The organism is Candidatus Merdisoma sp. HCP28S3_D10, assembly GCF_052065835.1.
In the GTDB taxonomy this organism is placed as follows: domain Bacteria; phylum Bacillota; class Clostridia; order Lachnospirales; family Lachnospiraceae; genus Laedolimicola.
In genome coordinates this window covers 434,608-459,090 of the sequence record NZ_JBQHTG010000001.1, presented here as the reverse complement: position 1 = coordinate 459,090, position 24,483 = coordinate 434,608, and the positions used below count along the sequence as shown (strand labels likewise).

Below are 24,483 nucleotides of genomic sequence, written 5' to 3'. Positions count from 1 at the left end.
TAGGATTGGAATGGAATGAATGTAAATAGATGGTTTTAATCTCTGTATTTCTATATACCGTCAGATTTCCGTACTTCAAGAGGATTGATTTTCGTACTCGCCAAGTACGGTTTTCAGCCCTCCGGCGTACCATAACCGGATTTCTTGAAGTCGGTGTTTGGAACCGCTTCATAGGATTTCGGGTAAATGCGGTTGGGTTTTCCACAGCCCTGTTTCTGGATTTCCACCAGCCCCGCATACTGCAACTCCCGCAGGGTGTTGACCGCTTTCTGCCGCCCGTAGCGGAGCAAAGCGACCACCTCGCAGATGGGGTAGTACAGGTAGACCCGCCCGTACTCGTCCGCCCAGCCGTTCTTCCGGGACAACTCCGCCCGGCGCAGGACAAAGGCATACAGCACCTTCGCTTCGTTGCTCAAGGGCTGGAATGTGGGTGCTTCAAAAAGGAAATTGGGGAGCCGGGTGAAACTGAACGCCTTTTCCGGCTGGTGAATATAAATCGTGTTTGTCATAGCGTGTTTTGTGGACGGTTAGAGGCCCGTTTTCCGGGGCGAATGATAAATGATACCAGCCGCCCCGGTTGAGGGCTTGCGGAGCCTTGCAAATCAAGGCTTTTCCCGCTCTTAACTGTCCACAGCAGACCTCCTTTTCCGTTCACTTTCTGTTTTCTGCCGCCTGTGAACTCTGGCGGCGCAGTCCGGGCAGTATTTGCCCCGGTTGGACTTCGGGACGAACACACCGCCGCACTCCGCACAGCGTTTCAAGTCCCTGTCCCGGTAAATCTCCGCTTCCAGCGTCCTGTCCAGCGGCAAGACCGCCCAGCGGAACCACTTGCAGCAGACGGAGAACGAAATCATCTGCGGACAGGCGCAGGTGTCGCCATCGTCCAGCGCAAGGCAGTTTCCGTCCTCGCAGTTGCAGCACTCCCGGCGTATCAGGCCGCTGGCTCGTCTCTTCTGGGGCGGGGTTATGCGGTAGGGGGAGCCGTCCGGCCTGTGTTCCAGCGGCGGCAGGTGTTGATAGGGTCTTTTGCTCATGCGTCCCTCCGTTTTCTTTGGCGTGTTCTGTTTCCAAGGTGCTTGTCCATCGATGAACTATCCCAAGTCTACACCTTTTTGACCGCCTGTGCCGTATATCCAAGAGGTAGGAAATCAGCCTGAAAAACTCCCTATTTCCACGCTCTCGGATTTGTGATATAATCAAAAAAAGATAAAAGACAAATTCAGGTTTCTGGTCTTCTTGCACAAAATAAAGGAGGAGCTATTATGCAAATTGTTTATATTCCAAGCGAATCAATGTCTGTTCAAGGTAAAAAAGATGAAATCTATAAAAGATATGGGAAAGACTGGAATATTAGAGAACAGGGAGGAGGTAACGGAAATTGGTTGTTGACCAGAAAAAGTGATGTGCTTGTAGATGGAAAAAGTTATCGTACTTTTGTACTTGAACACTACGGTAAATCCAAGCTGACAGCGAAGCTTGTTGATAAATTTCGTGAAGATGTAGCAAATGGTAAAATAAAACTGTAAATGCCTATGCCGTTATGCTATGAGCATAGTACATAGCATAACGGCTTCTCTTTCGTTGAGCTAGCAAGGAGGGTGAATATGTCTTTATCCATACAAGAGCGATTAAAAGACCTACGTGTGGAGCGTGGCTTGACGCTGGGGCAGCTTGCGGAGCAGACCGGGCTTTCCAAGTCTGCGCTGGGCAGTTACGAAACGGAAGACTTCAAGGACATCAGCCACTATGCCCTTATCCGGCTGGCGAAGTTTTACGGTGTGACCGCTGATTATCTGCTGGGGCTGTCTGAAATGAAAAATCACCCAAACGCCGATCTTGCAGACCTGCGTTTGAGTGATGAAATGATTGACCTGCTGAAAAGCGGGAGGATAGACAATACCCTGCTGTGTGAGCTGGCGGCGCACCTGGATTTCCCCCGGCTGATGGCTGACCTTGAAATCTATGTGAACGGAACGGCACTGAAACAGGCGCAGGGTGCAAACGCCATAGTGGACACGATGAGCGCAACTGTTATAAAAAAGCATAATCCTGGCATGAGTGATACGCAGTTAAGACAGCTTATCACCGCCCATATTGATGAGGACGAGTTTTGCCGCTATGTGATACAACGGGACATAAACGGGATTGCCCTTGCTCTGCGGGAAACACACAAGGACGATTTTTTCAGCGTCCCAGAGGATAACCCGCTAAAAGAAATGCTGGAAACTGCTGGTGAAATCGTCAGCCAGGACAGCGACACGGAACAAGCGTACTTGGCGTTTATCTGCAAACGGCTCAAGCTGAATTTTAGGAAGCTGTCAGTAGAAGAACGGAAGTGGCTGAAAAAGATTGCGGAAAAATCCGACTTGCTGAAGAATCCAAAACCGCAGAGAGGACGAAGATAAAAAATGCCTGAACGGCGGTTCTGGTTTTTCAGAACCACCATCCAGGCATTTTGTTTAGTAATAGAAAAAGGTGCAGTTGATTATTGCGTATTGTCAATCTCTCTCAAACCGGGTAGTAAAAATACGGCAAGCGCAACGATGATAATGCCAATTCCGCAAATGACAAACCATTTCTCAACTCCCAGCCGCTCCGCCAGAGGCCCGGAAATGACAAGGCCAAACGGCATGGCGAGGGAAGCGGCGCTTGTCAGTAGAGAAAAAACTCTCCCCAGATATTCTGGTTTGACCGTTTCTTGAAAAATCGCATTTTGCACACCGTAAAATGGAGCGGAAATTCCCATAACAGTACAGCACACAACAAAGACAAGAAATGCGTCTGGCGGCAAAAGCCCGGAGAGCATAATGCTAACGCCCATCAGGAGAACGGAAAGACCGATGGTGTACCGCCGTTTCTTAAAACCGCCCCAAATGCTCAGAATGACTCCGCCAAGCAGCATACCAACCGCAAAAGCAATTTCAGCGGCAGAGGCATGGGCCGGTGTTCCTTTGAAGTATGACATACAGATGAGAGGAAAAAGCGTACTGATTGGCATATAAAAGAACATATAAATTACACCAATCCAGAGCAGAGCAAAGAGGCCCCTGTTTTGCTTTAATACCACATACCCCTCTTTCATATCCTGTAAAAACTGTTGTCTTTTCGTTTCTGGACATAGTTCAGGCGTTGGTATGGACGAAATCGCAACAGTCACACAGGCAAGGATTGCACCCACAATATCTAACAATATAATTGCATTAAGAGGCCAAACAGCATATAAAAACGCTGCGGCAGCTGGACTGATAATCGCACTTACTGCTTGCATGGTCTGCGTGTAACCAGCGCATTTTGTAAGTTCCTCTTTTGGCACAATCATAGGTGTTGCTGCGCTGAATGCTGGAGAATGAAAAGCAGTTCCCGCACTTCGGATTAACAGGACAACCATAATAGACCATACGGGCAATTCCATGTAAAACGCCACCAGCGCCAGAATACCGCCAGCGGCGGCAATTATCAAATCCGCACCAATCATTACGCTTTTACGGCTGTGCCGGTCAACAAAAGCACCTGCAAACGGGCCTAAACAGGCTTGCGGCAAAAATCCAATCAGTGTTGCCGCCGTCAATATGATTGCAGAATTAGTTTTCGCAACCAAATAAAAGATAATGGCCATTTGCAAAATACCGCTGCTAATAAAGGATATTGCTTGTCCGGCAAGAAGTGTAAAATAAGTTTTTCTCCATGAATTGTTGTTTTGGGTCATAATGCGAACCTCCTTTTTTATTGCATTGTTCCTTTGTTTCTGCAATAAAAAGCAGGCGTTGTCCCACAGAGAGGGCAGACGCCTGCATAACAACAAAGCACGAAAAAACACCACGATACAGTTCAAAGACTGCTCGTGTCAAACCTACGTGTTCCTTTGCATACGCACGCAAAAAAAGCCCACCATCATGTGGAAAGGTACTTCTACTTTTTATTGCTTATTAGCGTACACAAATTAACACACGTAAGCCTCCTTCCAATCTCAAACTGTCGCACAGTATAACACACATCCGATAGACTTGTCAACCATTTTTAACCTTGTTTTCCATCTTGTTTTTCCATCTCTTACGGGCAGTAGCAAAGCCAGGCGAGCCAGTCAACGGTCAAGATGAACGGCGCTTTCAGCGCCGCCGTTGACAGTCTCGCCCGTCTTTGCTAATGGGTAATCAAGGCGGGAAAGCCATTTTAGGGCTTTCTCGCCCATTTCAATTTTGGGAGAAGAAAGGCCCCAAAATGAACGAGTGCGGCCAAACACTTTTAGGGATTGGCCACCTTGTCCACCCATCCAGCGGGGCGGCGGGGAACGGTCAAGGCCGGGCGTCAGCCCATTCATTTCAGCCTTGACGGTTTCCTGCCGTCCTGCTACTTTTCCCGGAGTGTGGCCACACATCTGGTCACGGTGTCCAGAGCTTTGGGACTTTTTGTCCCATAGGCCGGGGGCGGAGGACGAGGGACGGGGGCTTTCATAATACGCCCTGTCTGCTGCTGAAATCAGCCCTTTGTTTCCGGCTTACCAGCCCCAAACAAAGCCCTGCTTTCCTGCCGCGTCAAATGCCCTTGCCCTCCCCGGCGGCAACGGTATTTTCAGGGCAACGCCGACAGAGCGTATAACACACTACACTTTGCTCCGCAAAGTCGTGTGCCAAATGGGGCGCTGCCCCCTTTGGAAACCCCCGCAACAAACAGGTGCTATGCACCCAGCCGGGAGCATAGCGCCGTTTGTTGTCAGCAGCCCGTTTCACGGTCTGCGTGTAGTTCCTTGTAAACTGACCTAATTTGTTATCATAAAAAGAAAAGTGATAGGTGTTGCGGATCAGGGATTTATGGAGATAGGCATACACCTCCTCATAGATAAAGTGGTCGTCCTGAATCCAGGTAATAATATTGCTCTGGAGTTTATAGATAAGCTTCCGGGTGATGGCAAAAAGCTGTTCACTCACCGGAGGCATGACCCGAGTGCTGAAATCCAGAGAGGAAATCAGATGGTTGACAAACATATTTTCCGCAGCCTGGTCCATCAGATGAAAATCCCGGACCGGAACCGGAATTTCCCGGGAGACTTTGAGGGAATAACCGGCATTCTGTCGAAAAGTAGCGCAGACCATGTAGATATACAGGAATTTCACGGAGGCATAGGAGATGCGGAACTGACAGGCGGCGATAAATTCCCGAAGCTGCTGCCATACCGTTTGAATCTCTGCGTCTCCGGTTATCAGAAAATATTCGGCAATCATGGACTGCAGGGGATTGTTGGCAAGACGCTTCGTCAGCCGGAAGTCCTGATCCACCTCCAGATAGCGGGAGAGAATGGTAACAACGCAGATACGGAAATTCAGTTCATCTCCCGCAATGCGGATACCGGTCTTAGGCACGACTTCCGTATCCAGCCCCTGGGATCGAAGCCATTCGGACAACGCGCGGCTATCCTTCTTTTTGGTGGAAGGGCTGAAATGAAGCGTCTCATACAAATGGGACATATTCAGTGTCAGGTTGAAAAAGGCGTAAATGGTCATGATATCCAGCCGTTCTGTCTGGGACGGCACATAGTCCTCCAGAGTCAGAGACTGGATAAAAGCAAGGTATTCCAGATAAGTCATCTGAAAAACCGCCTGATTGTTGCTGATGAGGATCTGATGTTCCGGTGCCAGATACTCATTGATTGCGGAGATACTCCGCTTTATGGATGCGGTGCTTTTCCCACAGAGCCGGCTGCATTTTTCCAGCGCAAGCGTCTGTTTTTCCTGGATAAAAGCACAGGTCTGTAAATCATAAGAGTGAATGCTCATCGTTCATTTCCCCCCGTATAGCCGTATTATAACAGATATTTCTTTTTTGGGGTCATATTTTGTATTTTTTTCGGGTCGAAAGGTGACCTTGAAGAGAAAACGCACAAGGGCTATAGTATAATTAATCTTTGGCCAAAGGATGCAGAAAAATAAGAGGATGAGTAATTGTTAAGAATTCAGGAGGGTTATGATGAGCAAGAAAAAAGCGGGAAGCTTTAAAGACGGAATCCAGACCTTTGGACGTTCACTGCTGCTTCCGATTGCACTTTTAGCACCGATTGGTATGGTTATGGGTATCTGCAGCGCTTTGGGGCAGAGCTACATGATTGAGAAATTTCCGATTCTGGACACAGCCGTATTGAAACTGATTATCAGTGGAGCGAAGGATATTACCAGTATTATTTTCAACAATATTCCGATTCTGTTTGCCATGGGCGTAGCGCAGGGAATGGCAAAGAAAGAAAAGGGAATCGCGGTATTCGCGTCTGTAGTGGGATATCTGACCTTGAATACGGTCATGAATGTATTCCTGAAAAATACGGGTACGCTGGCAGACGCCGACACCATGGCGCAGGTAGGCCAGGGTATGGTGCTGGGCGTACAGACACTGAAGACTGAGGCCCTGGGCGGATTGATTTCCGGTCTGGTGGCTGCCAAGGTAGCAGATAAGTTTTACAATCTGGAGCTTCCGCTGGCCTTCGCGTTCTTTGGAGGAAAGAAATCCATTCCGATTATTACCTTTGTATGTATGATCCCGATTGGCCTGGTGCTGCCGATTATATGGAACCTGTTAATCAGCTTCCTGATCAGCATTTCCTTTATCTTTACCACCAACTACATCGGAAGCGGTATCTACTATATGCTGCACAGGGCGCTGATTCCCTTCGGACTGCACCATGTACTGGCGGCGGTTGTCCGCTTTACAGAGGCAGGCGGAACTTACCTTATCAATGGTACAGAGTATGTAGGTATCCTTCCGGCAGTAAATGAGATTTTATTTAACTTGGGTCCGGACAGTCCCTACTGGGCAGAGCTGATGCCGAAGCTGACCAGTTACCTGGGAGGTTCTCAGATGCTGACTACGCTGTTTCGTATCCCGGCCATCGGACTGGCGATGTACCATACTTCATACCTGAAGAACCGGAAAATGTGCAAGGGCGTCATCATGACCTGTGTATTGACCGCTTTTCTTGGAAATATTACAGAGCCGCTGGAGTTTTCATTCCTGTTCATTTCTCCGCAGCTTTTCGCGGTATACTGCGTACTGTGCGGTCTGATGACCATTCCTTATCAGTTCCTGCATATCAGCATCGGGTACATCCGCGGAACAATCTTCGATTTTGGAATCTTCGGTCTGATGTATGAGAACACTCACTGGCTGAACCTGATTCTGCTGGGTATCGTAAACTTTGTAATTTTCTACTTTGCGTTTAAATTCTTCATTAAGAAATGGAACCTGGAGACGCCGGGACGGGAATCCTTTGAAATTGAGGAGTCCGCAAGCACGCTGCTGAAGGATAAGAACTGGCCGGAAATCGCCCGCATTGTAGTGGAGAATCTGGGCGGTCCGGAGAATATTGTACATGTGGAAAACTGTGTATCCAGACTTCGTATTGATTTAAAGGATCCGGCGCAGGTAAATCAGGTGGGACTGCGTGATTCTGGCTGCGCAGGTATCTTCTTCCCGTCTACGAACCATATCCATGTGGTATTTGGACCTCATGTGGAATTTGTAAGAAACGCCGTTGATAAATTGCTGAAGGGATAAAAAATGAGAGCATTATATGATTCAAAGAGCAAAGGAAATGACAGAGGAATCAAAAAACTGCTTACAAAGGAAGCGAAGATAGAATCCTGGCTCCTCGCGGAGGCTGCGCTGGCTGACGCGCAGGCAGAGGAAGGCTTTATTCCCCGCAGCGCAGCAGACAATATCATAGAAAATGCGAAGCTGGATCGAATCGATCTGGAGGAAATGGAGCGTATTCAGGCGAAGGTGGGCCATGGCTTTGTGCCCTTCGTAAAAGTGTTGGTAAAGGCCTGCAGCGAGGAGGGTGGAAAATACGTCCATTACGGCGTGACTACTCAGAATATCCAGCAGACAGGCCAGCTCTATGTTACCTATAAAATTCATCGGATTTTCCTGTCCTACGTGGCAGATATCCTGGAGCACCTGGGCGATCTGGCTGAGGCTCATGCGGAGACGGTCATGCCGGGGCGCACCCATGGGCGGCACGCAATTCCGATTACCTACGGCTATAAGGTGTCTGTCTGGATCAGCGAGCTTCTGAATGCCCGGGAGCGTCTGGAAGAATGTGAAAAACGGGTGTTCCAGGCTATGGCGGGAGGCGCGGTAGGCGCCTTCAACGCCACTGGCGAAAAGGGCTGGCGGGTACAGCAGCGCTTTGCTAAGAAGCTGGGAATGTACAGTATGCCGGTTCCGTCCCGCAACATCTTCAGCCAAAAAGAAGAATATATCATGAATCTGGCGCTATTATGCAACGCTTTTCACAAAATAGCGGAGGAAGTCTACTACACAGGACTGGAAGAATTCGGGGAGGTCAGCGAGCCTTTTCAGAAGGGTACGGTGGGAAGCTCCACCATGCCACAGAAAATCAATCCGAAGCTGGCAAAGGGTATCATAGCCAATTCCCAGAAACTGTATTCCCTGGTATCCACCGGACTTTTTGCCGGTGTACGGATGTTTGAGGGAGACTCCAGCGCTTACATGCTGTATGACGGTATGCTGGAGGAGGCTCTGGAACTGACGACAGAGGTATTGATGCGCGCGGAGGAGCTGACGGCGGACCTTCATGTGAACAGGGAACGCATGTACCAGAACGCCCTTTTAAATAAAGGACTTGATAACAGCGAGTGTGTCATGATGAAAATAGCGGAAAAGCTTGGCAAGGATCGCGCCCATGAGTTATTATATGATAAAGCGATGCTGGCAGAGCTGGACGGCAAAGATTATCTTACCGTGCTGAAGGAAGATCCGGTACTGGCCGAAAACTTTAAGGCCCAGGAGCTGGAAGAAATGATAAAGCCTGAGAATTATACGGGATTATCCGCCTTTCTGGCCCGCCGCATGGCAAAAGAAGCAAAAGAATGCGCCAAAAGGGTAAAGGAGAACCAAGAACATGGGATTATTCAGTCGTAAGAAAAAAGAAGAATTTGTATCACCGATGACAGGAACGCTGCTTCCTATTGAACAGTGTCCGGATCCGGTATTTGCCGGGAAAATGATGGGAGACGGATTTGCGGTAGAGCTGACAGGAACGGAAGTGACCGCGCCCATGAGCGGAACGATTGTTACTGCATTTCCTACCGGCCATGCCTTTGGCCTGAGCACCGATGATGGAAAGGAGATTCTGATTCATATCGGTATGGACACCGTGGCGCTGAATGGGCGGGGCTTTGACGTACAGGTCAGCCAGGGTGATACCGTCAGTCAGGGAGACGTTCTGGTAAAGGTAGATACAGATTACCTGAAAGCCCAGGGAAAATCCGTGGTTTCCCCGGTTATCTTCACAAGCGGAGAAAATATAACCTTGCTGAAAAAAGGCACGGTTCAAAATGGAGAAAATGGCATTGTCAAATTTGGCTAAATTGTTGGCGTCCGATTTTGATCGGACATATTATGTAAACTCACAGATTACAAAAGAAAACATACAGGCAGTCCGGACCTGGAGGCAGCAGGGGAACCTGTTCCTCATTGCCACTGGCCGGGAAGAAATCATACTCAGGGAAAAACTGGAAGAATGGGGAGCCGAGGCCGACTATCTGATCTGCAATAACGGCGCGCGTATCGTAAGCTGGGACGGCAGAGTCCTGTATGAGAAAACAATGGATACAGCCGAGGTACTGCAGATAACCGATTATCTGCTGGAGCAATATGGAATACCGGTAGACGTCACCTGCAAAGGGTTCCGAAAACAGGTTATTACAGAGAATGAGCAGGAGGATATTCTGTATCACGGGATCGGGGAGACTATTATGCAGGAGGAATTTCAGAGGGTCTGCCGTGATACGCTGCAGGTTCATGTGCGCTTTCACGACAGCAATAAAACTCTTGAAGCCGCAGAGCAGATTAACGCCCGCTACCCCGGAGCGGAGGCCTTCGCCAACGAAAATAACGCGGATATTGTAAGCCGGGGTCTTGGAAAAGAAGAAGGAATCGCAATTCTGGCCAAGGCCATCGGATTTACAGGAAGTATTACCGCTATCGGAGATTCCTATAATGATTTAGGTATGCTGCGCCGCTATCAGGGTTGTACCCTAAAAGGGGCCAATGAAGCTATCCGCCGGGAGATCCAGTCGTCCCGCATATTCCCGGACGTAGCAGCCTGCCTGGCTTTCCTGTCTCAAAATTAAAAACAAATTACCGCCCGTTCTGCATGGCAGAGCGGGCTCTTTTGCTTTATATAAAATACTTTCACGACGCTCTCTTTTTCGCATACTCATAAAGTATACTCCTCTATATAGAAGGTGATCGTATGAATTTCGGGACCATATCCCCCAGGGAAATCGATCGCTGTCTGTTCCGGCCGGACTGTATCGTGATTGATATCCGGGACCCGGGGGAATTCCGCCGCCTGCACCTGAAGGGCGCTGTCTGTATCCCCTATGGACAGCTTAAGGAACGGGCCCGGCTGTTGCGCCACAAAAGGCTGGTTCTCTACTGCGATCGGGGCAGCATCAGCATGAAGGCCGCCCGGGAGCTGGCGGAGGAAGGATACCGGACCGCAACCCTGGTGGGTGGGATACAGGCTTACAAAGGCCGGAATCTGGAGCGCTATGGCGGATCCGGGCGTGTCGATCCGTCATAAAAATATTGACAGCGGACAGTGGGCATATTAAGATAAAAAGTAGATGCAAGGCGGCATATACAGGGAAACCTGTGTCTGCCGTCTGTCTGAATACAGAAAAAGGGAGAATCTATGGAAACATTCGAATTCCTTGCGCCCTGTCATTTTGGGTTGGAGGCAGTATTAAAACGGGAAATACAGGATCTGGGCTATGATGTGAGCCTGGTAGAGGATGGCCGCGTGACCTTCATCGGAGATATGGACGCCCTGTGCCGGGCCAACATCTTCCTCCGGACGGCGGAGCGGGTCATGCTGCAGGTAGGCAGATTCAAAGCAGAGACCTTTGACGAGCTCTTCGAGGGGATCAAAGCCATTCCCTGGGAAGATTATATTCCGACAGATGGAAAATTCTGGGTTACAAAGGCAACCTCTGTCAAGAGCAAGCTTTTCAGTCCCTCGGATATACAGTCCATTGTCAAAAAGGCTATGGTAGAACGGCTGAAAACCAAATACAACGTGACCTGGTTCAGCGAGGAGGGAGCCTCCTACCCGGTCCGTATCACCTTTTTGAAGGACGAGGCGGTGGTAGGTCTGGATACCACCGGCGTATCCCTTCATAAAAGAGGCTACAGAAAGCTCACCAGCAAAGCGCCGATTACGGAGACGCTGGCGTCTGCGCTGATTATGCTGACTCCCTGGAAGGGCGACCGGATTCTGGTGGATCCCTTCTGCGGCTGCGGCACCTTCCCCATCGAGGCAGCCATGATGGCGGCCAATATCGCTCCGGGCATGAACCGGGAATTTATAGCGGAAGACTGGAAGAACAGGATTCCCAGAAAACTCTGGTACAATGCGGTGGAGGAGGCCAACGACCTCATCAAAGACGAGATAGAGACCGACATTCAGGGTTACGACATCGACCCGGATATGGTAAAGGCAGCCCGGGAAAATGCAAGGGAAGCCGGCGTGGATCACCTGATTCATTTTCAGGCGCGTCCGGTGGCGGAACTCCGTCACCCGAAAAAATACGGCTTTGTCATCACCAATCCTCCCTACGGCGAGCGGCTGGAGGAGAAGGAAGCCCTCCCGGCCCTATACCGGGAGCTTGGAGAAGCCTATGGGCGCCTTGACGACTGGTCTATGTATCTGATTACCAGCTACGAGGACGCAGAACGGTATCTGGGCCGTAAGGCAGCCAAAAACCGCAAAATCTACAATGGAATGCTGAAAACCTATTTCTATCAGTTTCCGGGTCCCAAACCGCCCCGGAGACCGCGGCAGAATGTATGAAAAAGATAATAAAAACGCTGATGGTGCTGGCATTTCTGGTATGCTGTGGAATGACAGCGCTGGATATAGTGACGGCTCCCGCAGAGACGCCGGAGGGCGGCGCTGCCCTGGTGGCCTCCATGCTGGGGGAACGGGCAGAGAAAACGGCGGAAGCCCTGGCAATCGAGCAGAACAGGGAAGAAACAAAACTCCCGGATCGGTATGATTACCGGGAGGAGGGCCGGAGCGTTCCGGTCCGGGATCAGGGCCGGCATGGAACCTGTTGGGCCTTTGCCGGTCTGACAGCGCTGGAGACGTCCCTGATGCCGGAGAAGCTGTGGAATTTTTCCAGGGATCACTTGAATTATCATAATCATTTTAAAATGGGGACGGAAGAGGGCGGTTCTTATGTGATGTCGGTGGCTTATCTGACCTCCTGGGCCGGACCGGTACCGGAGGAGGCGGACCCTTATGGGGACGGTTACTCTCCCGATGATTTGGCGGCGGTCTGCCATGTACAGGAGGTGCGGATGCCGGAGGCGAAGGACTATGAGGCCATCAAGCAGACGGTTTATCTCCATGGAGGCGTGGAAAGTTCCCTGTATATGGATTTTACCGATCCGACCCAGGATTCCCGATACTACAGCCGGAAGTATCACAGCTATGCATACACCGGCGGGGAAGCCTCCAATCACGATGTGGTTATTATCGGTTGGGACGATCAGTACCCGGCAGAGAATTTCAGTCAGACGGTGGAGGGGGACGGCGCGTTTATCTGCCAGAACAGCTGGGGAACAGGCTTTGGAGAAGCGGGAATCTTTTATGTCTCCTATTATGACGCCAACATAGGAAATGACAGCGTGGCCTACACCAGGGTGGAGGATGCGGAGAATTATGATGAGCTGTATCAGTCGGATCTGTGCGGCTGGTGCGGACAGATCGGCTACCATACGGAAAAAGCCAGCTTTGCCAACGTATACGAGGCTTCGGGAAATCAGACCCTTCAGGCAGTAGGCTTTTACGCTACCGGTCCGGACACCGAGTACCGGATCAGCGTTCAGCCGGAATTTGACGGGGAGCAATCCCTGGGAGAGGCACAGCTTCTCCAATCCGGGTATCTGCAGTACGCAGGCTATTATACGATAGATCTGCAGGAAGCGGTTTCCGTAGAAGCAGGAGAGCGGTTCGCCGTTGTGGTACAGATCACGACGCCCGGTTCCAAATACCCTATCGCCGTGGAATATTCCTCTGAGGAACTGCGGGAGGCAGTGGATTTGAGTGACGGCGAGGGCTACATCAGCGCAGATGGTTTTTCTGGCTGGGAACGGGTAGAGACAAATCAGGACAGCAACCTGTGTCTGAAGGTATATGCGAATGGAAGATAAGGGCGGAAGAGCCGTCGGAGGAGAGAAGATGGAAAAATTAGTTTTTGCCACAGGAAATGAAGGAAAAATGAGAGAAATCCGTGAAATTCTGGGAAGACCCGGACTTACGATCCTGTCCCAGAAGGAGGCCGGTATCGTGAGCAACGCAGAAGAAAACGGCACCACCTTTGAGGCGAACGCCCTGATCAAGGCCCGGGCTGTGGCGGCGCAGACCGACGCGCCGGTACTGGCAGATGATTCCGGTCTGGAGATTGATTATCTGAACGGGGAGCCCGGCGTCTATTCAGCGCGCTATATGGGCGAGGATACCCCATATGAGATCAAAAATCAGAAGCTTCTGGATCTGCTGGAAGGCGTCCCGGAGGAACAGCGGACAGCCCGTTTTGTATGTGTGATTGCGGCGGTGCTTCCGGACGGACACGAATTTACCACCAGGGGAACCATAGAGGGTATCATTGGTTACGAGTCGAGAGGCGAGGGTGGCTTTGGCTACGATCCGATTTTCTTTGTGCCGGAATTTGGCTGTTCTACAGCAGAGCTTACCATGGAACAGAAGAACCTGGTGAGCCACAGAGGCAAGGCGCTGCGGGCCATGAAAGAAGTATTAGAAGGGGAAAACGCATGAAAATACTGATTGTCAGTGATACACACGGAAAAGAAGGAAATCTGAGGGAAGCCCTGAAGCGGGAGCAGCCCATCGATATGCTGGTTCACTGCGGCGACGTGGAGGGCAGGGAGGAGAAAATCCGGGAAATGGCAGGCTGTCCGGTACATATGGTGGCTGGCAATAATGATTTTTTCTGCGATCTTCCCCGGGAAGATGAATTTGAAATCGGAAAATACCGGGTGCTTCTGACCCATGGACACTATTATTACATCTCCATGGGAACTGAGATGCTGAAGGAGGAGGCCAGAGCACGGAGTTTTGATATCGCCATGTTCGGGCATACCCACCGGCCCTATCTGGAGCAGGAAAAGGACGTGACGGTTTTGAATCCGGGCAGTATGTCTTATCCCCGCCAGGAGGGCAGAAAGCCCAGCTATATGGTGATGGAAATCGATGAAAAAGGCGACGCTCACTATACGATAAAATATATCTGAAAAAAGTTTAAAGATTTTTGAAAAAAGTTGTTGACATTTTTACTTTTATCCAGTAGAATATATTTTGCGTCACGAGTGACGCGGCGGTGAACAGCTTCGGGGTGTGGCTCAGCTTGGCTAGAGCGCCTGGTTTGGGACCAGGAGGTCGCAGGTTCGAATCCTGTCACCCCGATTGCACCATGCGGGTGTAGTTCAATGGTAGAACACCAGCCTTCCAAGCTGGATACGTGGGTTCGATTCCCATCACCCGCTGTGATCTGTGAGTACTTTGCTTACAGACAACACTTCATTCGAAGGGTTTGTGTTCGTAGCTCAGTTGGATAGAGCAACGGCCTTCTAAGCCGTGGGTCGGGGGTTCGAATCCCTTCGAGCACATTTGCAGATTGCAAGATTTGCATATGCCGTTACTTGGCAAGATATGGTGGGTATAGCGCAGCTGGTTAGCGCGCCAGATTGTGGCTCTGGAGGCCAAGGGTTCGAATCCCTTTATCCACCCTTTGCGAGAGCAAAATTTTGGGCTATCGCCAAGCGGTAAGGCACAGGACTTTGACTCCTGCATTCGCTGGTTCGAATCCAGTTAGCCCAGTTGGGACGGATGAAAACCTTCCGCAATTTAAATGGATAAGGAGCATTAGCTCAGTCGGTAGAGCACTTGACTTTTAATCAAGTTGTCCGGGGTTCGAATCCCCGATGCTTCATGAGAGGATCGAAGATTTTGTGAATACAGGGTTTTCGGTCTTTTTATTTAAGCAAGTCCACGAAAGCGGACAGCAATACGCGGATATGGCGGAATTGGCAGACGCGCCAGATTTAGGTTCTGGTGGTAACCCCGTGCAGGTTCAAGTCCTGTTATCCGCATTGTTGCAGAAAATAAGGGCATTCAAAGGCTTTTAAGGTTTTTGAATACCCTTATTTTTATATTATTTGACATCAGTTGGATGGAGTTTATGAGGCATTCATGGAAAATAAAAAGGATTGAAAAAGAATATAATTATGGTATAATTATCCCATAAAGAAGGAGGTGCCGATTATGCCACAGATAATTCCGATTAAAGATTTGAAAAATACAGCAGAGATTTCTGATATGTGTCACAAAATGGAGGAGCCGATTTTTGTAACAAAGAATGGTTATGGAGATATGGTTATTATGAGTATGGAGATTTATGAAGCAACAATGAAACAGCTTACCATGTATAAGGATATTGAAATATCTGAAAAGCAGGTGGAGAATGGACAGGTGCGAGATGCAAGGGCAGCGCTCAGAGAGACGAGGGCGAAATATGACTTATAGTTTGAAGATAATCCTTTTCAATTTCCCAAATGCAGAGATGCGTATCTGGCGAAGAAGAATTACAGAGAAGCTATCGTTTCGGGTATGAGCTATATTGTGGTTTTCAATATAGATGGAAATGTAGTCAATGTACTTGGAATTTTTCACCAGTTGGAAAACTATCAGAGTAAGATGTAATGCAATAATAATCTGAAGAATCCGTAGGGTATAAGCACCCTGCGGATTTATTACATAAAAATCATTATCGCACTGCGACGGAGAAATTGTAAACTTTTTTTAATGTTTTACTCACACTTTGAACACAATTGCCTGTTAAACTACGGAGTAAAGTGAGCGGAGGAAGGAGCACATATTTATGTACGAGGAAGAAAATCAGAATACGTCTGAGAATCAGAATACATCGGAGAATCCGGAAACGACCGGAAGTCAGTATCGCTATAGCGGCCCGTTTTATCAGGACACCGAGGAGCAGAGAACGGAAAACAGAACGACGGATTATCATAACAGCTATGATGGCAGAGACAGCCAGTATACAGGAGGCTCTGTGCCCCCGAAGCAGAAAAAGAAGAAGGGCTTTGGACGTACCCTGGCGAAGACTGTATGCATCGCGCTGGTGTTTGGCGTGGTGGCAGGCGCAGCCTTTCAGGGAACCAATTTTGTGGGACAGAAGCTGTTCGGCGACAAGGTGACAGCCTCCGCCGGCCAGAATACCACCGGCAGCGTCAGCAAGCCGGAGGTGGGAACGGTACAGCCGCAGACCGGAAACGATTCTTCCGGTAGCGCAGCGTCTGTATCTGACATCGTAACCCAGTGTATGCCGTCTCTGGTAGCCATCACCAATGTCAGCGTGAAGGAGGTCCAGAATTACTGGGGCTTTGGCTGGTACAGCCAGCCGCGCCAGCAGGAGGAGACCTCTACCGGAACCGGTATCATCATCGGCCAGAATGACAGCGAGCTTCTGATTGTCACCAACAACCATGTGATTACGGGAGCCACCAACCTGTCTGTTTTGTTCAGCGTAGACGAAGGAAAAGACGGAGCTACCGCTGTAGAAGCGCAGGTAAAAGGAACGGACGCCACCAAGGATGTGGGCGTCATTGCGGTAAAGCTTTCCGATATTCCGGCTGAAACCATGGCCGAGATCAAGACGGCGTCCATCGGTGATTCCTCTCAGATGCAGGTGGGAGATCAGGTTGTGGCCATCGGCAATGCCCTGGGCTACGGTCAGTCAGTGACGACGGGAATTGTCAGCGCCCTGGACCGAGAGGTTACCCTGCAGAATGAAGATGGCAGCACCATCAGCAATAAGCTGATCCAGACAGACGCAGCCATCAATCCGGGCAACAGCGGCGGAGCGCTTCTGAATATGAAGGGCGAGGTTATTGGTATTAATGAGGCCAAGCTGTCCTCTAACTATGTGGAGGGTATGGGCTATGCCATTCCTATTTCCGACGTGGAGAGCATTATCGGCGATCTGCAGAACCTGAAGACACGGTCAGAGGTAGACAGCGAGAAGGTAGGGTATCTGGGAATCACCTGTCAGGACGTAACTAGTGAGATTGCGCAGCAGTACGATATGCCGGAGGGTATCTATCTGAAGTCTATAGTGGCAGGCTGCGCGGCAGATCAGGCAGGACTGAAGAAGGGAGATATCCTGACCCGGTTTGACGGCGTGGGAGTGACGACCTATGATGCTTTGCGGCAGCGTCTGCAGTACTATGAGGCAGGCGAGACGGTGGAGGTGACCGTACAGTCTCCGGAGGACGGAAGCTATGTGGAAAAGACCGTGACGCTGACCTTAAGCACCAAGGCTGAGGTTGAGGCAGCCAGCAAGTAAATAGAAATGAACAGAGAGTCCGGCTGTGGTTTGATAACAGCCGGACTTTTTTCCACCTGTGAAACTATTTATAAAGCTATTTATAAAAATCGAATTTGGTACTCACAGGGAACCATTTTATGATATACTGTGAGAAAAGGAGCACAGAACAATATGCAGGATAAAGAGTATTTGGAAAACGAAAAGGAAACGGATAAGGACAATGATAATGGGAACGGGAAGCAGGAATATGAGCGCTTCTGCTTCCTCTGTCGCCGCCCGGAAAGCCAGGCGGGAAAACTGATTACCCTGACGGATGGGATCAGCGTATGTCCGGACTGTATGCAGAAAACCATGGATACCCTTCAGAATGGAAATATCGATTTTTCCAGACTGCAGGGAATTAACATGATAAATCTTTCCGATCTGCAGAACATGATGCCCCATCAGCAGCAGGTAAAAAAGAAAAAGCCGAAGAAGGAGGAGCCGGCTCAGGAGTTTGATATCCGGAGCATTCCGGCGCCCCATAAGCTGAAGGCCAGCCTGGATGAATTTGTCATCGGGCAGGATTATGCCAAGAAGGTCATATCTGTGGCGGTCTATAATCATTACAAACGGGTGGCTACCGGCACCCAGGACGATATTGAGATCGAGAAATCCAATATCCTGCTGATTGGACCCACGGGAAGTGGAAAAACCTATCTGGTGAAGACGCTGGCGAAGCTTCTGGACGTGCCGCTGGCCATTGCGGACGCGACCTCTCTGACAGAGGCGGGCTATATCGGCGACGATATTGAGAGCGTTATTTCCAAGCTGTTGGCGGCAGCGGATAACGATGTGGAAAAGGCAGAGAAGGGAATTGTCTTTATCGACGAGATTGACAAGATAGCGAAAAAGAAGGATACCCATCACCGGGACGTCAGCGGCGAGTCGGTGCAGCAGGGACTTCTGAAGCTTCTGGAGGGAGCCGAGGTAGAGGTGCCGGTGGGAGCCGGCAGTAAGAACGCCATGGTTCCGCTGACTACCGTAAACACCCGGAATATTCTCTTCATCTGCGGCGGCGCGTTTCCGGAGCTGGAAAATGTCATCAAGGAGCGCCTGAACCAGAAGTCCTCCATGGGCTTCCAGGCAGATCTGAAGGACAAATACGATAAAGAGCCGAATCTGCTGTCCAGAGTGACTGTGGAGGATCTGCGGAGCTTTGGAATGATACCGGAGTTTCTGGGCAGACTGCCGATTATCTGCACGCTGGGTAAGCTTGACAGGGCTATGCTGGTGCGGATTTTAAAGGAGCCGAAAAACGCGATTCTGAAGCAGTATCAGAAGCTGCTGGCCCTGGACGAGGTGGATCTGCAGTTCAGTGATGGAGCCCTGGAGGCCATTGCGGAGGAGGCGCTGAAGCGGGATACGGGAGCCCGGGCCCTGCGCGCCATTATTGAGGAATTCATGCTGGATATCATGTATGAGGTTCCCAAGGACGACAACATCGGGCGGGTAACCATAACCAGAGAGTATATAGAACACCGGGGCGGCCCGCTTATCTCCATGCGGGGCGTGCTGGAGCTGGAGCAGCAGTCATAAGCTATGAAAAATCATTGTCTGAATGTATGGAAGGGAATTGCCGCCTTCGCGGTGGTGCTGATTCACTGCACCCTGCCCGGTGTTCCCGGGGAAATCATAAAAGGAATAGCCCGGTTCGCGGTGCCGCTGTTTTTCCTGATCAGCGGATATTTCGCCTATGGACGGGAGGACGCAGTCTTAAAACGGCGGGAAAGCCATATCTTCCGGCTGTATGTGGGAGCGGTGGCGGTTTATTACCTGTGGGCCGCGATCCGGTATTTTTTGTCTCAGCGGACCTTCGCGCAGATGGGAGCAGAGCTTTTTCCGGACGGAGGCAGGACGGTGTCCGATCTGTTGCTTTTTAACCGGACAGCCATGGCGCCCCATCTGTGGTTTATGGGCGCGCTGGTGTATTGCTACCTGTTTTACCGGCTGTTGGCGCGTAAGCGCCTGGAGGAAAGGGTATATCTTCTGATTCCGGTACTGCTGGCAGCCAATCTGCTGCTTGGAGAGGGAAGAGGGCTGACTGGTATCGCGGTGCCGGTCCGCTGGATCCGAAGCTTCTGGCTGACGGGCTTTCCGTTTTTCCTGTGGGGCAGCTGGTTTGCCTGCCGGGAGAAGCAGGGAGAGCTGCGATTACACAGAGGCGCGGGAATGGCGCTTGTGGCAGCCGGTATGCTCCTTTCGTCGGTAGAGTGTCTGTGGAGCGGATATGACGAGCTGTATGTGGGCAGTATCCTGACAGCGGAGGGGCTATTCCGTCTGGCGCTGGCTTTTCCGGATCTGGGAAAGGGCTCTTTACTGGCCCGGATAGGAGAAAGGGATTCCGCCAATATTTATCTGTGGCATATGCTGCTGCGGAATTTTGCGGCGTTGGCCTTCCTGATGGCTGGCTTTTATGAAACCATGGCCTGTCAGCTGCTGATGCCGTTTCTGGTGGGAGCGGCTTCTACAGCTCTGGCAGAGCTTATGCATAGAATAAAAAAGAAAGGGGTATAGAGTATGGACAACAAGATCTGGGATAACATCGGAAGAGCAGTGACAGGAGCGGCAGATACGGTGGGACGCAAGGCTACGGAGGTAGCAGGCGTGGCAAAGCTGAAGAATCAGATTTTCAGTCTGGAGCGCGACATGAAGCGGGATTACGAGGCCATCGGAAAAATCGTATACGAGCGCTTCGCGGCTGCAGGCAGTATCGACGACGCGCCGCTTCAGCAGCTTTGCGAGGAAATCGCGCGCAAGGAAATCCTGATTGACGAGTATCAGGGAGAAATCGATGAAAAGAAGAGCGCCCTTTCATGAGGCGTGCGGAGCATAAAAGCCGGGTACAAAGGAGTACAGTGTGCTGGAGCGGCAGCCTTCTGGCTGCCCTGGCGCTGAATCTTGCGGCCCGGCTTTTTCCGGCCTTTGCGGAGTGGTACGCGGAAAAGGTCTACCCGATCTGGGTGGGAAGCCTGGGACGCGTAAGCGCTCTTGTACCCGTTTCCCTGATTGAACTTCTGATTTACGCGGCGATATTGTCGGCGCTGATCGGACTGCTTCTGGTAATCCGGCGACGGCTGCGGTTGCGCAGACTGGCGGTAGTTGTGGTAAAATTCGCGATTGTTTTATTTGTTCTGTTTACTTTGAATTGCGGAATCAATTATCATCGTCTGACCTTCGAGGAACGGGCTGGCTTTACCTTAGAGAAGTCTACGGAGAACGAGCTGGCTGAGCTTTGCGAAGCTCTGGTACAGGAAATCAATGAGGCTGCGGCGGAACTGGAGACAGAATCCCCCGAAGACCTGTCCGACAGCCGGAAGCTGGGGACAGAGGCGGTGAAGGCCATGCAGCGGGTGGGGGAAAGCTATCCGGAGCTGGCCGGGTATTATCCGGTTCCCAAGCAGATTTTCAGCTGGTGGTACATGTCTTATCAGCAGCTGCAGGGGGAATACAGTCCATTTACCATAGAAGCCAATTATAACGGGGATATGCCGCAGCCGGACAAGCCCTCCACGGTCTGCCATGAGCTGTCTCATCTGAAGGGCTTTATGCGGGAGGACGAGGCCAATTTTATCGCTTATCTGGCCTGCCGGGCTTCGGACAGCGCGGCCTTTCGTTACAGCGGAGCGCTGCTGGCCTACATCTACAGTGGAAATGCCCTGTATCGGGAGAATCCGGAGCGGATGATCGCGATTCGGGAGAGGCTCTGCGCCCGGGCGGAAGCCGATCTGGCAGAGCATAACCGTTACTGGAAGAGCTTTGCCGGAAAAGTGGCAGATATTTCTGATAAAATGAACGATACCTATCTGAGAGCTAATTCCCAGAAAGATGGGGTTAAAAGCTATGGCCGCATGGTGGATCTGCTGCTGGCGGAGAGAAGGAGGAAGAGGGATGAGTGAGTTACTGGATTTGCGAAAGGAAGACGGAAGCCGAAAGGGAGAAACAAAGGAGCGGGAGCTGGTGCACCGGGACGGCGATCTACACGGTACCTCCCATGTATGGCTGGTGCGTTACCGGGCTGACCGGGGATCTGCCGACGTGCTGCTTCAGAAGCGGAGCGCCCATAAGGATTCTTTTCCGGGCTGTTATGACATCTCCTCCGCGGGGCATATCCCGGCAGGACAGGATTTTCAGGAATCGGCGCTGCGGGAGCTTTGGGAAGAGCTGGGGATAAAAGCGGAGCCCGGGGAATTGCATGAGGTGTTCACCCATAAGGGTTACGTAAAAGATGTATTCTATGGAAAGCCGTTTATCAATTATGAGTACAGCAGGGTTTATCTGATGGAGTATACCGGACGTACCGGGGATTTGAAGCTTCAGAAGGAAGAGGTGGAGAGCGTTCTGTGGATGGATTACCGGGCCTGTCTGGACGGCATTCGAAACGCCACGCTGAAAAGCTGTATCTTTGAAGATGAATTTGAAAAGCTGACGGCGGCTATCGAGGATTATTTCCGGAAGACCGGACGGTCCCTGGCCTGTGCGGAAAAGACGGAGACCTGGGCAGAGGACGCCCAGAACGATCTGCAAGACTGGATTGAGGAACAGGGAATCTATATCCGGCAGTAAAAAAAGAAAAAGGTTGTGCTGATCGAAAAAGCCGCCCATTTTTTTGCGGTTGGACTAAAATTTATCAAAAAAACCTTGACAAAATCAAACGCACGTAATAAAATAATATATGCGTTTGACGGAGTATGGCGTAGCTTGGTAGCGCGCTCGGCTGGGGGCCGAGAGGTCGCAGGTTCAAATCCTGTTACTCCGATTTTAGCCAGAATCTTTTTGATTCTGGCTTTTTTGATCTACAGGACGTATTGCATTAAAGTACGATATCCCGGATTTTGACAGAAATCATTGACAAAAAAAATTCTAACTGCTATATTTTTTACAGAACAATGACGTTCTCCAAGGGGGAAGTCTACGAAAGGGGAGTCCCACAGGGGCTCCCCTTTTTTTATGGAATAGGAAACTCTGATAGAATTCCCTGTTACATAAAAATATTATCCTTATAAAACAAAGAAACTCATAGGAGGAGAGAGTATGAGTCACAATACAAAAAGAGATATTATGCGTCTGGTAGAAGAGGAGGACGTGGAATTTATCCGTCTGCAGTTCACGGATCTGTTCGGCAACCTGAAAAACGCGGCAGTGACGGCCAGCCAGCTGGAAAAGATACTGGATAACCGGTACGTATTCGACGGCTCCTGCGTGGAGGGCTTTCTCCATGACAACGACATGGATATGTTCCTGTGTCCGGATCTGGATACGCTGGCGATCTTCCCCTGGCGGCCTCAGCAGGGCAAGGTGGCGCGTCTCATCTGCGATATCCAGAAACGGGACGGCTCTCCCTATGAGGGAGATTCCCGCTATATTCTGAAGAAGGTACTGAAGGAAGCGGAAAGCATGGGCTACCATTTTGATGTGGGGCCGGAGTGTGAATTCTTTCTGTTCCACACGGACGACGATGGCAATCCCACCGTATTCAGTCATGAAAAGGCAGGCTATTTTGACATGAGCCCCATCGATCAGGGAGAAAATGTCCGCCGTGATATTATTCTGAACCTGGAGGAAATGGGCTTCGAAGTAGAGTCCTCTTATCACGAGGTGGCTTCCGCCCAGCATGAGATTGATTTCCGCTATGATGAGGCCCTGCTTTCCGCAGATAACATCATGACCTTCAAGCTGGCGGTGAAGACAATTGCCAGACGCTTCGGTATGCATGCCACCTTTATGCCCAAACCCAGGGCGGGCATCAACGGCTCCAGCATGCACACCAATATTTCCCTGAAGAAGGACGGAAAAAATATTTTCGCGGACGAAAGCGACGAGTACGGCCTGAGCCGGGAGGCCTACTGGTTTATTGGCGGCCTGCTCAAGCATGCCAGAGGTCTGTCTGCCATCACCAATCCACTGGTAAATTCTTACAAACGCATTTTCCCGGCCCAGACGGGAGCGGGCTTCACGGCACCGTCCTATATTTCCTGGTCGCCCATTAACCGCAGCCAGATGATTCGGATTCCGGCCCAGCGGGAGGAGAATACGCGGATCGAGCTGCGCAGCCCGGATCCCTCCTGCAATCCCTACCTGACTCTGGCGGTCTGCCTGGCGGCAGGTCTGGATGGCATAAAGAATCATGTGGAGCCGCCGAAGCCGGTCAATGAAGATGTACGGAAAATGACGGAAACAGAGAGAGAAGCACTCGGGATCCGTCCGCTGCCCCGGGATCTGATGGAGGCGCTGAAGGGTCTGGAGCAGGACGAGCTGGTAAAGGGCGTGCTCGGCGAAGAGCTCTGTAAATGCTATATTGCCGCCAAAAAACAGGAGTGGGAGGCGTACTCTGCGGAAGTGTCCCAGTGGGAGACGGAGCAGTACCTGTATCGTTTTTAACAGACACCTCAGGACAGAAGAATTCCGGGAGGTGCGAGTGTGACGAATATAATAGTATTATTTCCTAAAATAGAAGATGCGAAGAACATTCGAAATCTGCTGGTTCGTCACGGTTTCCGTGTTCCGTCGGTCTGTACCACGGGCGCGCAGGCCCTGGCGGGGGCTAACAGCCTGGGAGACGGTATCGTGGTCTGCGGTTATAAGTATCCGGATATGATGTACGCGGAGCTTGCCGACTGTCTGCCGCCTCATTTCGAGGTGCTTCTGATGGCCTCTCAGAGGGTCTTGAGCGAATGCGCGGGATCTGGTATCATGTGTGTGGCAATGCCGCTGAAGGCCCAGGATCTGCTCAATACCCTGGAAATGATGGTGGCCAATGCGGAGCGCCGCCGGAAGAAGCGAAAAGCTATGCCAAAGGCGCGCTCTGAGGAGGATCGGAAGGTGCTGGAGGAGGCCAAGGCTCTTCTGATGGAGCGGAACGGCATGACCGAGGAGGAGGCCCACCGGTATATCCAGAAATGCAGCATGGACAGCGGTACGAATCTGGTGGAGACAGCGGAGATGGTGCTCAGCATGATGAGATACTAGTTCAGCCATGGTTTTGCGAATGGCGCGGCTGAAC

24 protein-coding genes and 8 tRNA genes are annotated in these 24,483 nt (G+C 50.8%); 28 read left to right on the top strand and 4 right to left on the bottom strand.

Annotation, left to right across the window (positions count from 1 at the left end):
• Positions 1–113 precede the first annotated feature (113 nt).
• On the bottom strand, positions 114–509 hold the full coding sequence (locus ACTNCH_RS02170; protein ID WP_441015198.1) for a replication initiator protein A: 396 nt from the start codon (positions 507–509) through the stop codon (positions 114–116).
• 111 nt (positions 510–620) lie between these two features.
• Positions 621–1,034 carry a cysteine-rich VLP domain-containing protein gene (locus ACTNCH_RS02165; protein ID WP_002575860.1) on the bottom strand — a complete coding sequence of 138 codons (414 nt, stop codon included), beginning with the start codon at positions 1,032–1,034 and terminating at the stop codon, positions 621–623.
• A gap of 228 nt (positions 1,035–1,262) precedes the next feature.
• Here ACTNCH_RS02165 and ACTNCH_RS02160 point away from each other — a divergent pair, with 228 nt between their 5' ends.
• Both ACTNCH_RS02160 and ACTNCH_RS02155 read left to right on the top strand, forming a co-directional pair.
• A complete protein-coding gene (locus tag ACTNCH_RS02160; protein WP_002575859.1) occupies positions 1,263–1,526 on the top strand; it encodes a hypothetical protein in 264 nt (87 codons plus the stop codon).
• Between the two features lie 78 nt (positions 1,527–1,604).
• Positions 1,605–2,405, top strand: a complete 801-nt coding sequence (locus tag ACTNCH_RS02155) for a helix-turn-helix domain-containing protein (RefSeq protein WP_441015201.1) — start codon at positions 1,605–1,607, stop codon at positions 2,403–2,405.
• An 80-nt stretch (positions 2,406–2,485) separates the two neighbouring features.
• Here ACTNCH_RS02155 and ACTNCH_RS02150 read toward each other — a convergent pair whose 3' ends face one another.
• Positions 2,486–3,706, bottom strand: a complete 1,221-nt coding sequence (locus ACTNCH_RS02150; RefSeq protein WP_075680193.1) for an MFS transporter — start codon at positions 3,704–3,706, stop codon at positions 2,486–2,488.
• An 826-nt stretch (positions 3,707–4,532) separates the two neighbouring features.
• Entirely contained in the window at positions 4,533–5,771 is a 1,239-nt protein-coding gene (locus tag ACTNCH_RS02145; protein WP_441015203.1) for a helix-turn-helix domain-containing protein, read from the bottom strand.
• Between the two features lie 190 nt (positions 5,772–5,961).
• Between ACTNCH_RS02145 and ACTNCH_RS02140 the strand changes: the two genes are divergently transcribed.
• The 26 genes from ACTNCH_RS02140 to ACTNCH_RS02015 all read left to right on the top strand — a co-directional run bounded on the left by ACTNCH_RS02140 (position 5,962) and on the right by ACTNCH_RS02015 (position 24,449).
• On the top strand, positions 5,962–7,539 hold the full coding sequence (locus ACTNCH_RS02140) for a PTS transporter subunit EIIC (RefSeq protein WP_441015205.1): 1,578 nt from the start codon (positions 5,962–5,964) through the stop codon (positions 7,537–7,539).
• Between the two features lie 3 nt (positions 7,540–7,542).
• Complete coding sequence (locus ACTNCH_RS02135; RefSeq protein WP_441015207.1) at positions 7,543–8,928, top strand: class-II fumarase/aspartase family protein; 1,386 nt, start codon at positions 7,543–7,545, stop codon at positions 8,926–8,928.
• Positions 8,909–9,376, top strand: coding sequence for a PTS sugar transporter subunit IIA (locus tag ACTNCH_RS02130; RefSeq protein WP_441015209.1), 468 nt, complete (start codon positions 8,909–8,911; stop codon positions 9,374–9,376). Before ACTNCH_RS02135 ends, ACTNCH_RS02130 begins: the two co-directional genes overlap by 20 nt.
• Entirely contained in the window at positions 9,360–10,142 is a 783-nt protein-coding gene (locus tag ACTNCH_RS02125) for an HAD family hydrolase (protein WP_441015211.1), read from the top strand. Before ACTNCH_RS02130 ends, ACTNCH_RS02125 begins: the two co-directional genes overlap by 17 nt.
• Positions 10,143–10,264: 122 nt before the next feature.
• A complete protein-coding gene (locus ACTNCH_RS02120; protein WP_441015213.1) occupies positions 10,265–10,597 on the top strand; it encodes a rhodanese-like domain-containing protein in 333 nt (110 codons plus the stop codon).
• Positions 10,598–10,708: 111 nt separating this feature from the next.
• Complete coding sequence (locus ACTNCH_RS02115; RefSeq protein ID WP_441015215.1) at positions 10,709–11,866, top strand: THUMP domain-containing class I SAM-dependent RNA methyltransferase; 1,158 nt, start codon at positions 10,709–10,711, stop codon at positions 11,864–11,866.
• Positions 11,863–13,230: a lectin like domain-containing protein gene (locus tag ACTNCH_RS02110; protein WP_441015217.1), complete on the top strand. Its 1,368-nt coding sequence runs from the start codon at positions 11,863–11,865 to the stop codon at positions 13,228–13,230. Before ACTNCH_RS02115 ends, ACTNCH_RS02110 begins: the two co-directional genes overlap by 4 nt.
• Before the next feature lie 28 nt (positions 13,231–13,258).
• Complete coding sequence (locus ACTNCH_RS02105) at positions 13,259–13,855, top strand: XTP/dITP diphosphatase (RefSeq protein WP_441015218.1); 597 nt, start codon at positions 13,259–13,261, stop codon at positions 13,853–13,855.
• Positions 13,852–14,331 carry a metallophosphoesterase family protein gene (locus ACTNCH_RS02100; RefSeq protein ID WP_441015219.1) on the top strand — a complete coding sequence of 160 codons (480 nt, stop codon included), beginning with the start codon at positions 13,852–13,854 and terminating at the stop codon, positions 14,329–14,331. Before ACTNCH_RS02105 ends, ACTNCH_RS02100 begins: the two co-directional genes overlap by 4 nt.
• Before the next feature lie 97 nt (positions 14,332–14,428).
• Positions 14,429–14,503, top strand: a tRNA-Pro gene (locus ACTNCH_RS02095).
• Between the two features lie 9 nt (positions 14,504–14,512).
• A tRNA-Gly gene (locus ACTNCH_RS02090) sits at positions 14,513–14,583 on the top strand.
• A 49-nt stretch (positions 14,584–14,632) separates the two neighbouring features.
• Positions 14,633–14,706 (top strand) — tRNA-Arg (locus ACTNCH_RS02085).
• Positions 14,707–14,752: 46 nt separating this feature from the next.
• Positions 14,753–14,826: transfer RNA gene (locus tag ACTNCH_RS02080), tRNA-His, on the top strand.
• Positions 14,827–14,845: 19 nt separating this feature from the next.
• Positions 14,846–14,917: transfer RNA gene (locus ACTNCH_RS02075), tRNA-Gln, on the top strand.
• 39 nt (positions 14,918–14,956) lie between these two features.
• A tRNA-Lys gene (locus ACTNCH_RS02070) sits at positions 14,957–15,029 on the top strand.
• A gap of 79 nt (positions 15,030–15,108) precedes the next feature.
• A tRNA-Leu gene (locus ACTNCH_RS02065) sits at positions 15,109–15,189 on the top strand.
• A gap of 172 nt (positions 15,190–15,361) precedes the next feature.
• Entirely contained in the window at positions 15,362–15,622 is a 261-nt protein-coding gene (locus ACTNCH_RS02060; protein ID WP_441015220.1) for a type II toxin-antitoxin system Phd/YefM family antitoxin, read from the top strand.
• 355 nt (positions 15,623–15,977) lie between these two features.
• A complete protein-coding gene (locus ACTNCH_RS02055; protein ID WP_441015221.1) occupies positions 15,978–17,459 on the top strand; it encodes a S1C family serine protease in 1,482 nt (493 codons plus the stop codon).
• A 153-nt stretch (positions 17,460–17,612) separates the two neighbouring features.
• On the top strand, positions 17,613–19,019 hold the full coding sequence (clpX, locus tag ACTNCH_RS02050) for an ATP-dependent Clp protease ATP-binding subunit ClpX (RefSeq protein WP_441015222.1): 1,407 nt from the start codon (positions 17,613–17,615) through the stop codon (positions 19,017–19,019).
• A gap of 3 nt (positions 19,020–19,022) precedes the next feature.
• Positions 19,023–19,997 (top strand): acyltransferase, encoded by a 975-nt coding sequence (locus ACTNCH_RS02045; RefSeq protein ID WP_441015223.1) that lies wholly within the window; start codon positions 19,023–19,025, stop codon positions 19,995–19,997.
• Positions 19,998–20,000: 3 nt separating this feature from the next.
• Positions 20,001–20,300 (top strand): hypothetical protein, encoded by a 300-nt coding sequence (locus ACTNCH_RS02040; protein ID WP_441015225.1) that lies wholly within the window; start codon positions 20,001–20,003, stop codon positions 20,298–20,300.
• A complete protein-coding gene (locus ACTNCH_RS02035; protein ID WP_441015227.1) occupies positions 20,297–21,379 on the top strand; it encodes a DUF3810 domain-containing protein in 1,083 nt (360 codons plus the stop codon). The genes ACTNCH_RS02040 and ACTNCH_RS02035 overlap by 4 nt, the downstream gene beginning before the upstream one ends.
• A complete protein-coding gene (locus tag ACTNCH_RS02030; RefSeq protein WP_441015229.1) occupies positions 21,372–22,046 on the top strand; it encodes an NUDIX hydrolase in 675 nt (224 codons plus the stop codon). Before ACTNCH_RS02035 ends, ACTNCH_RS02030 begins: the two co-directional genes overlap by 8 nt.
• A gap of 119 nt (positions 22,047–22,165) precedes the next feature.
• A tRNA-Pro gene (locus tag ACTNCH_RS02025) sits at positions 22,166–22,239 on the top strand.
• Positions 22,240–22,514: 275 nt separating this feature from the next.
• Positions 22,515–23,861, top strand: a complete 1,347-nt coding sequence (gene glnA / locus ACTNCH_RS02020) for a type I glutamate--ammonia ligase (protein ID WP_441015231.1) — start codon at positions 22,515–22,517, stop codon at positions 23,859–23,861.
• 39 nt (positions 23,862–23,900) lie between these two features.
• Positions 23,901–24,449 (top strand): ANTAR domain-containing response regulator, encoded by a 549-nt coding sequence (locus ACTNCH_RS02015; protein ID WP_441015233.1) that lies wholly within the window; start codon positions 23,901–23,903, stop codon positions 24,447–24,449.
• Positions 24,450–24,483 lie beyond the last annotated feature (34 nt).

Coding starts and splice junctions, on each gene's coding strand:
- ACTNCH_RS02170 (WP_441015198.1), bottom strand. CDS start 509: ATGACAAACACGATTTATATTCACCAGCCGGAAAAGGCGTTCAGTTTC.
- ACTNCH_RS02165 (WP_002575860.1), bottom strand. CDS start 1,034: ATGAGCAAAAGACCCTATCAACACCTGCCGCCGCTGGAACACAGGCCG.
- ACTNCH_RS02160 (WP_002575859.1), top strand. CDS start 1,263: ATGCAAATTGTTTATATTCCAAGCGAATCAATGTCTGTTCAAGGTAAA.
- ACTNCH_RS02155 (WP_441015201.1), top strand. CDS start 1,605: ATGTCTTTATCCATACAAGAGCGATTAAAAGACCTACGTGTGGAGCGT.
- ACTNCH_RS02150 (WP_075680193.1), bottom strand. CDS start 3,706: ATGACCCAAAACAACAATTCATGGAGAAAAACTTATTTTACACTTCTT.
- ACTNCH_RS02145 (WP_441015203.1), bottom strand. CDS start 5,771: ATGAGCATTCACTCTTATGATTTACAGACCTGTGCTTTTATCCAGGAA.
- ACTNCH_RS02140 (WP_441015205.1), top strand. CDS start 5,962: ATGAGCAAGAAAAAAGCGGGAAGCTTTAAAGACGGAATCCAGACCTTT.
- ACTNCH_RS02135 (WP_441015207.1), top strand. CDS start 7,543: ATGAGAGCATTATATGATTCAAAGAGCAAAGGAAATGACAGAGGAATC.
- ACTNCH_RS02130 (WP_441015209.1), top strand. CDS start 8,909: ATGGGATTATTCAGTCGTAAGAAAAAAGAAGAATTTGTATCACCGATG.
- ACTNCH_RS02120 (WP_441015213.1), top strand. CDS start 10,265: ATGAATTTCGGGACCATATCCCCCAGGGAAATCGATCGCTGTCTGTTC.
- ACTNCH_RS02115 (WP_441015215.1), top strand. CDS start 10,709: ATGGAAACATTCGAATTCCTTGCGCCCTGTCATTTTGGGTTGGAGGCA.
- ACTNCH_RS02110 (WP_441015217.1), top strand. CDS start 11,863: ATGAAAAAGATAATAAAAACGCTGATGGTGCTGGCATTTCTGGTATGC.
- ACTNCH_RS02105 (WP_441015218.1), top strand. CDS start 13,259: ATGGAAAAATTAGTTTTTGCCACAGGAAATGAAGGAAAAATGAGAGAA.
- ACTNCH_RS02100 (WP_441015219.1), top strand. CDS start 13,852: ATGAAAATACTGATTGTCAGTGATACACACGGAAAAGAAGGAAATCTG.
- ACTNCH_RS02060 (WP_441015220.1), top strand. CDS start 15,362: ATGCCACAGATAATTCCGATTAAAGATTTGAAAAATACAGCAGAGATT.
- ACTNCH_RS02055 (WP_441015221.1), top strand. CDS start 15,978: ATGTACGAGGAAGAAAATCAGAATACGTCTGAGAATCAGAATACATCG.
- clpX (WP_441015222.1), top strand. CDS start 17,613: ATGCAGGATAAAGAGTATTTGGAAAACGAAAAGGAAACGGATAAGGAC.
- ACTNCH_RS02045 (WP_441015223.1), top strand. CDS start 19,023: ATGAAAAATCATTGTCTGAATGTATGGAAGGGAATTGCCGCCTTCGCG.
- ACTNCH_RS02040 (WP_441015225.1), top strand. CDS start 20,001: ATGGACAACAAGATCTGGGATAACATCGGAAGAGCAGTGACAGGAGCG.
- ACTNCH_RS02035 (WP_441015227.1), top strand. CDS start 20,297: ATGAGGCGTGCGGAGCATAAAAGCCGGGTACAAAGGAGTACAGTGTGC.
- ACTNCH_RS02030 (WP_441015229.1), top strand. CDS start 21,372: ATGAGTGAGTTACTGGATTTGCGAAAGGAAGACGGAAGCCGAAAGGGA.
- glnA (WP_441015231.1), top strand. CDS start 22,515: ATGAGTCACAATACAAAAAGAGATATTATGCGTCTGGTAGAAGAGGAG.